This is a genomic window from Rhodococcus sp. DMU1, assembly GCF_012272955.1.
In the GTDB taxonomy this organism is placed as follows: Bacteria; Actinomycetota; Actinomycetes; order Mycobacteriales; family Mycobacteriaceae; genus Rhodococcus; species Rhodococcus aetherivorans.
Map to the genome: position 1 here is coordinate 5,834,873 of NZ_CP050952.1, position 13,428 is coordinate 5,848,300.

General features: G+C 72.3%; 10 protein-coding genes. 6 read left to right on the plus strand and 4 right to left on the minus strand.

What is annotated here, in order from left to right; genetic code table 11:
* Positions 1-5 precede the first annotated feature (5 nt).
* The gene (locus HFP48_RS26745) at positions 6-1,121 is read left to right on the plus strand and encodes a VWA domain-containing protein (protein ID WP_161996251.1); all 1,116 of its coding nucleotides are present in this window, start codon (positions 6-8) and stop codon (positions 1,119-1,121) included.
* On the plus strand, positions 1,114-2,253 hold the full coding sequence (locus tag HFP48_RS26750; RefSeq protein WP_006944119.1) for an XdhC/CoxI family protein: 1,140 nt from the start codon (positions 1,114-1,116) through the stop codon (positions 2,251-2,253). The genes HFP48_RS26745 and HFP48_RS26750 overlap by 8 nt, the downstream gene beginning before the upstream one ends.
* Before the next feature lie 20 nt (positions 2,254-2,273).
* Here the strand turns inward: HFP48_RS26750 and HFP48_RS26755 are convergent, their stop codons facing one another.
* Complete coding sequence (locus HFP48_RS26755; protein ID WP_006944120.1) at positions 2,274-3,740, minus strand: hypothetical protein; 1,467 nt, start codon at positions 3,738-3,740, stop codon at positions 2,274-2,276.
* A 216-nt stretch (positions 3,741-3,956) separates the two neighbouring features.
* Here HFP48_RS26755 and HFP48_RS26760 point away from each other — a divergent pair, with 216 nt between their 5' ends.
* From HFP48_RS26760 to HFP48_RS26775, 4 genes are read left to right on the plus strand one after another with little or no spacing between them, the layout of a single operon-like run.
* Positions 3,957-4,463: a (2Fe-2S)-binding protein gene (locus HFP48_RS26760; RefSeq protein WP_006944121.1), complete on the plus strand. Its 507-nt coding sequence runs from the start codon at positions 3,957-3,959 to the stop codon at positions 4,461-4,463.
* Complete coding sequence (locus HFP48_RS26765) at positions 4,460-6,847, plus strand: xanthine dehydrogenase family protein molybdopterin-binding subunit (RefSeq protein ID WP_006944122.1); 2,388 nt, start codon at positions 4,460-4,462, stop codon at positions 6,845-6,847. The genes HFP48_RS26760 and HFP48_RS26765 overlap by 4 nt, the downstream gene beginning before the upstream one ends.
* Positions 6,844-7,701, plus strand: a complete 858-nt coding sequence (locus HFP48_RS26770; protein ID WP_029546635.1) for a xanthine dehydrogenase family protein subunit M — start codon at positions 6,844-6,846, stop codon at positions 7,699-7,701. The genes HFP48_RS26765 and HFP48_RS26770 overlap by 4 nt, the downstream gene beginning before the upstream one ends.
* A 20-nt stretch (positions 7,702-7,721) precedes the next feature.
* Complete coding sequence (locus HFP48_RS26775) at positions 7,722-8,399, plus strand: SRPBCC family protein (RefSeq protein WP_006944129.1); 678 nt, start codon at positions 7,722-7,724, stop codon at positions 8,397-8,399.
* A gap of 109 nt (positions 8,400-8,508) precedes the next feature.
* Here HFP48_RS26775 and HFP48_RS26780 read toward each other — a convergent pair whose 3' ends face one another.
* Genes HFP48_RS26780 through HFP48_RS26790 form a run of 3 tightly spaced genes read right to left on the minus strand, consistent with a single transcriptional unit; the run spans position 8,509 to position 13,404 of the window.
* A complete protein-coding gene (locus HFP48_RS26780) occupies positions 8,509-11,223 on the minus strand; it encodes a molybdopterin cofactor-binding domain-containing protein (protein ID WP_168580391.1) in 2,715 nt (904 codons plus the stop codon).
* On the minus strand, positions 11,220-12,029 hold the full coding sequence (locus HFP48_RS26785; RefSeq protein ID WP_043796815.1) for an FAD binding domain-containing protein: 810 nt from the start codon (positions 12,027-12,029) through the stop codon (positions 11,220-11,222). The genes HFP48_RS26780 and HFP48_RS26785 overlap by 4 nt, the downstream gene beginning before the upstream one ends.
* Positions 12,030-12,033: 4 nt before the next feature.
* Positions 12,034-13,404 (minus strand): 8-oxoguanine deaminase, encoded by a 1,371-nt coding sequence (locus HFP48_RS26790; protein ID WP_168580392.1) that lies wholly within the window; start codon positions 13,402-13,404, stop codon positions 12,034-12,036.
* Between the last annotated feature and the right edge of the window lie 24 nt (positions 13,405-13,428).

The following is a 13,428-nucleotide window of genomic DNA, read 5'->3' on the forward strand; positions in this document are numbered from 1 at the left end:
CCGCGATGACGACGGCCGCGGACGTCGGAGGTCCCCTCGTCGGGATCGCCGGGTTCACCCGCGCCCTCGCCGCGGCCGGCCTGCCCGTCGCCTCGGACGCCGCCGAGGCCTACGTGCGCGCCCTGCGCGAGATCGACCTCGGCGACCGCCGGCAGGTGTACTGGACCGGACGTGCCACCCTGTGCCACGACCCCGACGACATCCCCCGCTACGACCTCGCGTTCGAAAGCTGGTTCGGGGGAACGGCACCCGGCGTGACGTCGCCGCAGACCCGCACCCCGCGTCGGGCCCGCATCGCCGGACTCACATCCGCGGGTGGTGACGAGACCGCCGGGGAGGGTCCGGAACTGCGGGTCGCCGCGGACGACGCCGACGTGCTCCGCCGTCGCGACATCGCGGAACTGTCCGACGCCGAGCGGGCACACCTCGCCGAGCTGATCGCCACGCTGCATCCGCGACCGCCCACCCGCCCGGCGATGCGGCTGCGCCCGTCGCGCCGGGGCCGCATCGACCCGCGCCGCACGGTGCGCCGGATGCTCGCGGCCGGGGGCGAGCCCGTCCGGCCGAGCCGGCACGGCAAGGCGACCCGTGCGCGCCGGGTGGTGCTGCTGCTCGACGTCTCCGGATCGATGAGCCCCTATGCGGACGCGCTGCTGCGGTTCGCGCACGTGGTGACCCGCGCCGATCCCGCCCACACCGAGGTGTTCTCCCTCGGCACACGCCTGACGCGGCTGTCGCGCGCGCTGCGGGCCCGCGACCCGGAACTCGCCCTCGCCGCGGCGGGCCGGGCGGTTCCCGACTGGGCGGGCGGCACCCGGCTCGGCGAGACCCTGCGGGCGTTCCTGGACCGGTGGGGCCGTCGTGGGCTCGCGCGCGGTGCCGTCGTGGTGATCTTCTCGGACGGCTGGGAACGCGGCGATCCCGGCCTGCTCGCCGAGCAGCTCGCCCAGCTGCGCCGCCTCGCCCGCGCCGTGCTGTGGGTCAACCCGCACGCCGGGGCGGCCGGGTACGAGCCGGTGCAGTCCGGCATCGCGGCCGCCCTGCCGCATCTCGACCGTCTGCTCGCCGGGCACAGCCTCGCGACGCTGCAGGAACTGCTGGAGGAGGTCCACCGTGCGTGAGGTTCTCGACGAACTCGACCGTCGCTACCGGGCCGGCGACACCGTCGCCTTGGGAACCGTGGTCTCGACGTTCCGTTCCGCGCCACGCGCACCGGGCGCGGCGATGCTCGTCGCCGGCGACGGCACCGTGACCGGCAGCGTCTCCGGCGGTTGCGTGGAGGGCGCCGTGTACGAGCTCGCCCAGCAGGTGATCGAGGACGGTGTGCCCGTGTTGCAGCGGTACGGCGTGTCCGACGACGACGCCTTCGCCGTGGGGCTCACGTGCGGCGGCATCATCGACGTGTTCGTCGAACGGGTGGACGTCGCCGGATTCCCCGAGCTGGGCGAGGTCGTCGCGTCGGTGCGGGCCGGGGAACCCGTCGCGGTCGCCACCGTCACCGAGCATCCCGATCCGGCGTGGGTGGGTCGTCGCATGGCGGTGTGGCCGGATCGCGCGCACGGGGCGCTGGGGTCGGCGCGGGCGGACGACGCCGTCGCCGACGACACGCGGGGTCTGCTCGCCGCGGGCCGGACCGCGACGCTGCACTACGGACCGGACGGGCAGCGCCGCGGCGAGGGCATGTCGGTGTTCGTCCACTCGTTCCAGCCGCCGCCGCGGTTGCTGGTGTTCGGCGCCATCGACTTCGCGGCCGCCATGGCGCAGCTCGGCTCGTTCCTCGGCTACCGCGTGACGGTGTGCGACGCGCGGGGCGTGTTCACCACCGCCGCCCGGTTCCCGGCCGCCGACGAGGTGGTCGTGGACTGGCCGCACCGCTACCTCGCCGCCGAGGCGGCCGCGGGGCGCGTCGACTCGCGCACGGTCGTCACCGTGCTCACCCACGACCCGAAGTTCGACGTGCCGCTGCTCGAGGTGGCATTGCGGCTCGACCTGGCGTACGTCGGTGCCATGGGGTCGCGGCGGACGCACGAGGACCGGTTGGCGCGCCTGCGCGAAGCGGGGATGACGGAGGACGAGCTGGCCCGGCTGTGCTCCCCGATCGGCCTGGATCTGGGGGCGCGCACACCGGAGGAGACCGCGGTGTCGATCGCGGCGGAGATCATCGCGCTGAAATGGGGTGGCCGGGGCGAGCACCTCGCCCGCACCGAGGGCCCGATCCACGCCCACGAGGACAGCGCGGTTCCAGGGCAGTAGGAGCTGCCCGGGAACCGCGCTCAGCCCTCGGCGACGACCCGGAACTTCTCGAGCGAGGTGTCGGTCGCGTCGGGAATCACCATCCCGGCGTTCACGCCGCTGCGCAGGTAGTCGACGACGGCGTCGTCGAGCCGCTCACCCGGCACGACGGCGGGAATGCCCGGCGGATAGGGGGTGATCTGCTCGGCCGCGATGCGCCCGGCGGCCCGGCCTGCGTCGACCATCTCCGCCCTGCCGAAGAACGCGTCGCGCGGCGACATCACCGAGTCGAGCTGCAGCTCGCCGGGGCTCGGCAGATACATCTTCGGCGGCGGATCGAACGACTCCGCGGCCTGCGACAGCGACTCGAGCGCCGCGACGAGCCGGTCCGTGGTGCCCTCGTCGTCCGCCATGGAGAGGGTGGCCAGGATGCGCCGGTGATCGGTCATGCCGAGGTCGAGCCGGCAGTGCTCGCGCAGCCAGTCGCTGCACTGATAGCCGGAGACGCCGAGTTCGCTCACGTCCAGGAGGATCTGCAGCCGATCGAGATCGTGCGAGGCCTCCTCGCCGAGCAACCGGTCCTCGAGGACGGTCGGCCCGTCGATCGCGGCGATCCGGTCGCGGGTACGCCGAGCCAGCTGCAGTGCGTCACCGAGCAACTCGGCGCCGTGCTCGACCATCTGCCGGCGCCACCCGTCGATGGCCGAGTAGATCATCACGTTCGGACTCGTGGTCATCAGCAGGTCGGCACAGGCCGACAGGTGCGCCCCGTCCACCAGGTCGCCTTGTAGGTGGTACACCGATCCTTGCTCGAATCCGGCACCCATCTTGTGGACGCTGACCACGCAGATGTCGGCGCCGGCGTCCATGGCCCAGGTGGGCAGGTCGTCGTGGAACGGCAGGTGCGCGCCCCACGCCTCGTCGACGATGAGGGGCTTGCCCCGCTCGTGGCAGACCTTCGCGATGCCCTCGAGGTCCGCGCACGTGCCGTAGGGGCTCGGGCTGACGATCAGCGCGCCGGCCGCATCCGGGTACTTCTCCCACGTCGCGCGCACCTGGTCCGGCGACGGCGGATGGGAGAAGTGCATCTCCTCGTCCCATCGGGGGGTGATCCAGCGGGGCGTGACGCCGCTGAAGATCAGCCCGGCGACGATCGACTTGTGCGAGTCCCGGCCGACGAGCAGTCCCCCCGGATCGTTGCCCGCCACCGCCATCATCGCGGCCTTCACCGACAGGGAGCTGCCGCAGGTGGAGAAGAACGCCTGCTCCGCTCCGACCGCCTCGGCCATGAGCTGCTCGGCCCGCGAGAGGTAGCCGTTGCCCGACTTCCGGTCGTCGAGGCCGCCCGAGGCGAGCACGTCCGAGCGGAACGTGTCGAGCCCGAGGACCTTCTTCACCCGCGGGTCGGCACCGCGGCCTTGGCGGTGGCCGGGCGGGGAGAAGCCGTAACGGTCGAGCCGGTGGTACTGATCCAGTGCATCCAGCAGGGGAGTTTCGGACTGATCCATGCCCGGGGGGTACCCCGCACGCGGACCGAAAATGCCCTGCCGCGGGTCGGCTTCGCGAGTCGGATTCCCCCGTCCCGCCGCCACCCGCGCGGGAACGAGGTTGTTCCGCCACCGATTCGGCGAATCGGCGTATTCGGTGGTCATCGTTGGAGCACAGTGTCAGTGAACACTTCTCGACGATCTTGGATCCCGGATGTTCCCGGCATTGGAGGCCCGATGCGCATCACTGTCACCGTCGACGGGACGACCTACACGGACGAGGTGGAACCGAGGCTGCTGCTCGTGCACTATCTGCGCGACCGGCTCGGCAAGGTCGGCACCGTGGTGGGCTGCGACACCAGCAACTGCGGTGCCTGCACCGTGCACCTCGACGGCCGCAGCGTCAAATCCTGCTCGGTGCTCGCCGTGCAGGCCGACGGTGCGGAGGTCACGACCGTCGAAGGCCTGTCCCGCGACGGCGTGCTGCACCCCGTCCAGCAGGCATTCCACGACAACCACGCACTGCAGTGCGGCTACTGCACGCCCGGCATGATCATGTCGACGATCGACCTGCTCGAGGAGAACCCCGATCCCGACGAGCACGAGGTGCGGCTGGGTCTCGAGGGCAACCTGTGCCGCTGCACCGGCTACCAGAACATCGTGCGGGCGGCGCTGGACGCGGCGCAGAAGGCCCGGGCCGCCGAACTGCAGACGGACAACACGACGGCAGGAGGCGGGCGATGACCAGCACCGTCGAACCCGAGATCGGCCAGTCGCGGCGGCGCAAGGAGGACGAGCACCTCGTCACCGGGCGCACCCGCTGGACCGACAACCTCGTCCTCCCCGGGATGCTGCACATGGCGATCCTGCGCAGCCCGTTCGCCCACGCCCGCATCACCTCGATCGATACGTCGGAAGCACGGCAGAGACCCGGCGTGGTGGCGGTGCTCACCGGCGCGGACGCCTCGCCGGAGCAGGGCAGCCTGCCGTGCGCGTGGGTGATCACCCCCGATATGAAGATCCCGCCCGCGCCGTCCCTGGCCGTCGACACGGTCAACTTCGCCGGGGAGGCCGTCGCCCTCGTCGTCGCGCGCAGCGCCTACGAGGCCCACGACGCCCTCGAGGCGATCGACGTGGACTACGACGAGCTGCCCGTGGTCCTCGACCTGGCGACCGCCGCCCGCGACGGCGCCGACCTCGTGCACCCGGACCTCGGCACCAACGTCAGCGCCACCTGGACGTTCGACTCCGCCGAGGCCGGCACCGGCGGCGACGTCGAGCAGGCCATCCGCGACGCCGAGGTCGTCGTCGAGCGCACGTTCCGGCAGCAGCGGCTCATCCCGGCGTTCATGGAACCGCGCTCCGTCGTCGTCGACCCGACCGGGCCGCAGATCACCGTGTGGTCGGCCACGCAGATCCCGCACATCCTCAAGATCATGCTGGCGATGACGCTGGGCGTCCCCGAGCACAAGCTGCGGGTGATCGCACCGGACGTCGGCGGTGGTTTCGGCGGCAAGCTGCAGGTGACCCCGGAGGAACTGCTCGCACTGCTCGTCGCGCGCCGGCTCGGGAAACCGGTCAAGTACACCGAGACCCGCAGCGAGTCGATGGTCGCGGCGCATCACGGCCGCGACCAGATCCAGAAGCTCACCCTCGCCGCGCGCCGCGACGGCACCGTCGTCGGCCTGAAGGTCGAGCTGCTCGCCGACATGGGCGCCTACCTGAGGCTCGTCACCCCGGGCGTACCGATCCTGGGCGCGTTCATGTTCAACGGCATCTACAAGTTCGGCGCCTACCACTTCTCGTGCACCAACGTGTTCACCAACAAGGTGCCCACCGACGCCTACCGCGGGGCGGGCCGGCCGGAGGCGACGTTCGGGATCGAACGGATCATGGACGAGCTCGCCGCCGAGCTGTCGATGGATCCGCTCGAGCTGCGCGCCAAGAACTGGATCCGGCACGAGGAGTTCCCGTTCGACACCGTCGCGGGCCTGACGTACGACTCGGGCAACTACGAGGCGGCCACCGCGAAGGCCCGCGATCTGTTCCGGTACGACGAGTTACGCCGCGAGCAGGAGGAACGCCGCCGCCGGCAGGACCCCGTCCAGCTCGGCATCGGGGTGTCGACCTTCACCGAGATGTGCGGCCTGGCGCCGTCGCGGGTACTCGGCTCGCTCAACTACGGGGCGGGCGGCTGGGAGCACGCCGCGATCCGCATGCTGCCCACCGGCCGGGTGGAGGTGGTCACCGGTTCGTCGTCGCACGGGCAGGGCCACGAGACGGCGTGGAGCCAGATCGTCGCCGACCGGCTCGGAGTGCCGTTCGAGGACATCGAGGTGCTGCACGGCGACACGCAGACCTCGCCGAAGGGGTTGGACACCTACGGATCCCGGTCCCTCGCCGTCGGCGGTATGGCCGTGGTCAAGGCCGCGGAGAAGGTGATCGCGAAGGCCCGCCCGATCGCGGCGCACATGATGGAGTGCTCGGAGGACGACCTCGAGTTCGCCGAGGGCCGGTTCCGGGTCCGGGGTACCGAGAAGGCCGTGGGCATGAGCGACATCGCGCTCGCGGTGTTCACCGCGGCCGACCTGCCCGAAGGCATCGAGCCGAACCTGGATTCCGAGGCCACCTACGACCCGGACAACTTTTCGTTCCCGCACGGCACGCACCTGTGCGCCGCCGAGGTGGACACCGAGACCGGGCAGGTGCGCATCCGCTCGTACGTGTGCGTCGACGACGTCGGGCACGTCGTGAACCCGCTCATCGTGGAGGGGCAGGTGCACGGCGGCCTCGCCCAGGGCATCGCGCAGGCCCTGTACGAGGAGGCCGTCCACGACGAGTCCGGCACCCTGCTCAGCGGTTCGTTCGCCGAGTACCTGCTGCCGTCGGCCGCGGACCTGCCGACGTTCACCACCGACCGCACCGAGACCCCCGCCACCGGAAACCCGCTGGGCGTCAAGGGGGTCGGCGAGTCCGGCACGATCGCCTCCACGCCGGCGGTGGTCAACGCCGTCCTCGACGCCGTGCGCCACCTCGGCGTGCGGGACATCGAGATGCCGTGCACCCCGATGCGGGTGTGGCACGCCGTCGAATCAGCTCGGCAATCGGCTCAGGGAGGCGCCCGATGATTCCGTCGACGTTCGACTACGTCGCGCCCACCACCATCGACGAGGCCGTCGCCGCGCTGGCCGCGGCCGGGGAGGACGCCAAGATCATCGCCGGCGGGCAGAGCCTGATGCCGGTGCTGCGGCTGCGGCTGGCCGCCCCCACCACGCTCGTCGACCTCGGGCGCGTCCCCGACCTGCGGGGGGTGCGCGAGGACGGCGGCGACCTCGTGATCGGCGCGATGACCACCCACCACGACGTGATCCACGATCCGCTCGTGCGTGAACACGCGCGGCTGCTCGCCGAAGCCACGAGCACGGTGGCCGACCCGCAGATCCGGCACCGCGGCACCCTCGGTGGGGCCCTGGCCCACGCCGATCCGGCCGGGGATCTCGGCGCGCCGGTGCTCGCCCTCGAGGCCACCCTCGTCGCGGCCGGACCGTCGGGGCGGCGCAGCATCCCCGTCGCGGAGTTCTTCGACGACTACTTCACCACCACCCTGCAGCCCGAGGAGATCCTCGTCGAGGTGCGGATCCCCAAGCTCACGGGATGGGCGGCGCGGTACGAGAAGTTCAACCGGGTGGCCCACGCCTGGTCGATCGTCGCGGTCGCCGCCACCGTGCAGACGGACGGCGGCACGATCCGTCAGGCCCGGGTGGCGCTGACGAACATGGCGGCCGTGCCCGTGCGGGCGCACGCCGTCGAGCGGGCCCTCGTCGGGCAGCCCGCGACGGCGGACACCGTCCGTGCCGCCGCCGAGCAGGCCACCGAGGGCACCTCACCCATGAGCGACGGCAACGCCGACGCCGACTACCGCCGCCAGCTCGCGCGGGTGCTCACGCGCCGTGCCGTGGCGACGGCAGCGGACGTCGCCTGAGCACACACTGGAGACGAACCATGCAACTCGAACACCACATGTCCGTGCCGGCACCCATCGACGAGGTGTGGACGGCACTGCTCGACCCCGAGAAGGTGGCACCCTGCATGCCCGGCGCCACCCTCACCGGCGTCGACGGCAACACCTTCACTGGCACGGTGAAGATCAAGATGGGACCGGTACAGCTGCTGTACAAGGGCACCGGGGAGTTCGTCGAGACCGACGAGCAGGCCCGCCGCGCGGTCATGGAGGCCGCCGCGAAGGACTCGCGCGGCAACGGCACCGTGAACGCGACGTTCACGATCACCCTCGTCGGCGACGGCGACCGCACCGAGGGCACCGTCGTGACCGACCTGTCCATCACCGGCAAGCCCGCCCAGTTCGGGCGGGGCATGATCTCCGACGTCGGCGGCAAGATCATCGAGCAGTTCACGGCGTGCCTGGCGGACAAGCTCGGTGGCCCACCCGCCCCGGTGCCGACGCCGGAGGCCGCCGCGCCCCCACCCCCGGCGGGCGGGGCCCCGGAGGTGACCCCGGCCGTGCCGGTGACGGCGGCACCACAGCCCACCGAGGCCGCGCCGCTGGACCTGATGCAGTACGCCCGCGGGTCCGTACTCAAGCGCGTCGGCCCGGCAGTGGCCGTGTCGGCGCTGGTGGCCCTGATCGTCTACCTGCTGCTGCGGCGCCGCCACCCCTGAGACCGCCTGTTCGCCCCTCCCCTCCTCGAGCGAATGTATCGTTCCGTCGGCCTGATCGAGTGAGCGATACATTCGCTCGGCACGGGCGGGCCGACGGAACCGGCGCCGATCACTGCAGCAGCCGCCAGATCCGGTCGCGGGAGAGCGGCAGCTCCTGCGGCCGGACCCCGATCGCGCGGCGCACCGCGTTCGCCAGCGCGGGCGCCACCGGGTTGAAGGGCGCCTCGCTCATCGACTTCGCGCCCATCGGGCCGAGCGCGTCGTAGGTGTCGGCGAAATACACCTCGGTGCGGGGCAGGTCGGCGTACTGCGGAATGTGGTAGTTCCGCAGCGCATCGGTGACGACGCGGCCGGTGTCGTCGGTGACGAGTTCCTCGTACAGCGCGACCCCGATCGCCTGGGCGGCGCCGCCCTCCACCTGGCCGCGGCACTGCTCGGGGTTGACCACGACGCCGGCGTCGGCGGCCTGCACCGACTGCAGGATCCGCAGCTCGCCGGTGCGCACGTCGACGGCGACGCGGAAGGCCTGCACGTTGAACGACAACGAGCGGGGCAGGCCGCCGTGGCTGCCCTCGGCCCGCAGCGTGCCGCCGGCCGCGTCGAGCAGTTCGCCAGGGCTGACGAGGCGGCCGCCCGCACGCACCCCGTCCGCCTCGGGCACCGCGTCGTCGGGGTCGGTGCCGGTGATCTGTCCGGCGAGTTTGACCATCCGCCGGCGCAGTTCCCGCGCGGCGGCGAGCAGGGCCTTGGCGGCGACGACCGTCCCCGACGATCCGTACGCACCGGTGTCGTGGGTGGTGACGTCGGTGTCGGACTGGCGGATCCGGATGCGGTCGGGGTGGGTGGCCAGCTCGGTGGCGGCGATCTGGGTGTGCACGGTGGTGGTGCCGTTGCCGAACTCGGCGGTGCCGACCCGCGCGAGATAGGTGCCGTCGCGCAGCAGTTCGACGGACGTGTCGGCGACGTGCCCGCCCGGTGGGTTCGACGCGATCATCGCCAGGGCCATGCCCTCACCGACGCGCCACTGCGGCCCGGCCGGTTCCCCGGCACCGCCTCGGCGCATCGCGTCCTGCACCAGGTCCAGGCACTGGTCCAGCCCGTAGCTGCCGAAGATCAGATCGCCGCCCTCCGGGTGCGCGCCCACCAGGTCGTCGCCGGGCACGACGACGTTGCGCCGCCGCAACTCGTACGGGTCCATGCCGAGTTCGACGGCGAGCTCGTCCATCGCCGACTCGATTGCGAAGATGATCTGCCCCAGCCCGTAACCGCGGAACGCGCCGGAGGGACGGTTGTTGGTGTACACGGCCTGGGCGTCGACCCGCTTGTTCGGGCACCGGTACACCTCGACGGATTCGCCGCATCCGTGGAACATCACTCCCGCCGAATGGTTTCCGTAGGCGCCCGCGTCGGAGAGCACATCGATCGCCAGGGCGGTGAGGACGCCGTCGGCACCGGCCGCGACCGTGACGTCCACGCGCATCGGATGCCGGCACGGCGCGACGGTGAGCTGATCGGTGCGGGTGAACTCCCACTGCACCGGGCGTCCGGTGCGCAGGACGGCCGCCGCGACGACGTCCTCGGCGAGCATCTCCTGTTTGGCGCCGAAGCCGCCGCCGACGCGCGCGGCGAACACCCGTACCCGATCGCGGTCGAGACCGAAGATGTGGCACAACTCGTCGCGGACGAGGAACGGCACCTGCGTGGAACTGCGGATCACCAGGCGGCCCCCGGTCGCGAGATCACCGCTGCCGTCGATCCACCCGATGGCGCCGTGGGTCTCGAGGTGGGTGTGCTGCACGCGCTGCGTCTGCCACCGGCCGCGCACGACGGCGGCGGCCGCGGCAACACCGGCGTCGACGTCACCGACCTCGCCGTGCAGTTCGGCGACGAGGTTGCGCGACGGATCGGCGATGCGGTTCTCGGGTCCCTTGTCCGCGTGCAGCAGCGGAGCGCCGGGCCGGCGCGCCTCGTCCGGGTCCAGGACGTACGGCAGCACCTCGTATTCGACGGCGAGCAGGCGACATCCCTCCTGTGCGAGCGCCGGGGTCTCGGCGACGACGGCCGCGACCCGCTGCCCGTGGTGGCGCAGGATCCGGTCGAACAGCACGGTGTCGTCGGGGTCGTCGTCCCGGTGTTCGTGGCGGGCCGTGGAGTACGCGACGGCCGGGGCGTCGCGGTGACAGAGCACCGCGTGCACGCCGGGCAGTGCCTCGGCGGCGGTGGTGTCGATCGAGACGATCCGTGCGTGGGCGTGCGGGCTGCCGAGCACGGCGACGTGCAGCGCACCGGCGACGGTGGTGTCGAAGGTGTAGGGCTCGGCGCCGGTCACCACCCGCGCGGCGGCCGGGGCACGCAGGGACCGCCCGCAGGAGGGCCCGGGCGCGGGCGCCTCCACGTTGGTGACGCCGCGCAGTGCGTCGTCGACGGACCGGTAGCCGGTGCACCGGCACAGGTTCCCCTTGAGCCGGTTCGGCAGGTCCGTCAGATCGTCGTCGGTCAGGGTGGCGGCGGTGACGATCATTCCGGCCGTGCAGAATCCGCACTGGAACCCGGCGGCGTCGACGAACCGCTGCTGCAGCGGATGCAGATCGTCACCGGTACCGAGGCCGGCGACGGTGGTCACGGCGTGGCCCTCGGCACGCACGGCGGGAAAGACGCACGAGTGCACCGCCTCTCCGTCGACGAGGACCGAGCAGGCGCCGCAGTCGCCGGCGTCGCAGCCCTTCTTGACCTCGAAGTGGGCGTGCTCGCGCAGCAGCGTGCGCAGGCACTGTCCCGGCCGGGGGTCGGCGTCGAGTTCGCGGCCGTTGACGGTGAACCTCACGACAGTTCCTCCCGGATCTCGTCGGCCAGGACGGCGGTGACGGCGCGGCGCCAGTCGGCGGCGCCGTGCGCGTCGGTGAAGTACGCGTCGGCCGGCACACCGGTACGCAGCGCGTCGGCGAGTTCGCCGGGCGTGGGTGGCTCGGGGAATCGGAACACGTAGGGCCGCACGGTCGCGGCGGTCACCGACAGCGTGAAGGCGCCGTCGGGGCCGACGCGGCCGATCACCACCGCGCCGGAGCGGCCGAGTGGGGCGAGCGCGATCTTGCGGAACGCGGTGCGCGACGCCAGCGCCGCCGCGGGGACGTGCACGCTGCGCAGCACCTCGCCCGGCCCGAGCAGATTCGTTCCGTTTCCGGTAACGAACTGCTGCACGGGAATCCGTCGCTCCGCGCCGTCCGGCGCCCAGATCAGGGCGGTGGCGTCGAGCGCCGTGGACAGCGAGATCATCGCCCCCGCCGGGAACGCGAGGCAGACATTGCCGCCGACGGTGGCGCGCTTCCAGATCTTCCACGAGGCGAGCAGTGCCGCCGCGCACTGATGGAACAGCGCTGCGCTCGGCCATGTTTCGGTGCCCGACAGCGCTGCGAGGCGTTCCACGGTGCAGGTGGCCGCGATCTCGAGACCCGCGTCGGTGACGGTCAGAGCGGGCCAGCGCAGCCCGGACAGGTCCAGCAGCCGGCGCAGGTACGGCTGCGGCTCGGAGAACAGCCACGTCCCGCCGCCGACGAACGCCGTAGCAGCGTCGGCGACGAGATCCTCTCGGGCGCGGGCTATGTCGTATGCGGTCACGGTGTGCAGGTCCATGCGCTCACCCCGCCTTCGCCACCAGGGCGTCGTGCGCGGCGGCAACCTCCGCGGCCACCGACGTCTCGTCGACGGTGCGCACCTCGTCGCGGCGCACCACCTCGCGACCGTCGATCAGCAGCAGCTCGAGCGGCGGCTGGGAGCCGAGCACGAGCGCCGCGACGGGATCGGTGATGCCCGCATGGGCGAGCGTGTCGATCCGCCACAGCGCGAGGTCGGCAAGCTTGCCGACCTCCAGGGAGCCGATCTCGTTCTCCCGGCCGAGGACCCGCGCCCCGCCGACGGTCGCCAGTTCCAGGCTCTGCCGGACCGTCATCGCGCGCGGCCCGCTGCGGGCCCGGGCGAACAGCGCGGCGTGGTGGGCCTCCTCGAGCATGCAGCACGACTCGTTGCTCGCCGCCCCGTCGACCCCGAGACCGAGCGGCACCCCCGCCGCGTACAGGTCGGCGGCGCGGGCGATGCCGGCACCGAGGCGGGCGTTGGACGTCGGGCAGTGCGCCGCGCCCGTGCCCGAGGCGGCGAGCACCCCGATGTCGCGGTCGTCCAGGTGCACGGCGTGCGCGTACCAGACGTCGGGGCCTGTCCAGTCGAGCGACTCCATGTACTGCACCGGATTGCAGCCGAACCGCTCCATGCAGAAGTCCTGCTCGTCGAGGGTCTCCGCGAGGTGGGTGTGCAGCCGCACCCCCAGATCGCGGGCGAGCACCGCGGACTGCTTCAGCAACTCCGTGCTCACCGAGAACGGCGAGCACGGTGCGAGCGCGATCCGCAGCATGGACCCGAACGACGGATCGTGCCACCTCTCCACGGCCCGTTGGCTCTCGACGAGGATGGTGTCGAGGTCCTCGACGACGTGGTCCGGCGGCAGGCCGCCCGCGCTCGCGCCGAGGTCCATGGATCCGCGGCACGGGTGGAACCGGACGCCGACGTCCGCGGCCGCGGCGATCTCCGCACCGAAGACGTCGCCGCCGTCGCGCGGGACCACGTAGTGGTGGTCGGTGCTGGTGGTGCAGCCGGTGCGGACGAGGTGGGCGAGGGCGCCCTTCGCCGCGACGTGCACGGCGTCGGCGTCGATCCCGCCCCAGACGGGGTACAGCGTCGTCAGCCACTCGAAGAGGGTGTGGTCGACGGCGAGGCCTCGGGTGATCCACTGGTACAGGTGGTGGTGGGTGTTCACCAGGCCGGGCGTCAGCACACAGCCGGTGCCGTCCACGAGGGTGGCGCCGGCGTAGCCGCGCGGCTCGCCGGCGCCCACGGCGACGATCCGGTTGCCCTCGACGACGACGTGCCCGCGCCGGTACTCGGCCCGTCCGGCGTCCATCGTCACCACGTGCGCGCCCTGGATCACGATCGGCCGGGTGGTGTTCGGCTGCATCGGCGTTGCTCCTCACGCTCGTCG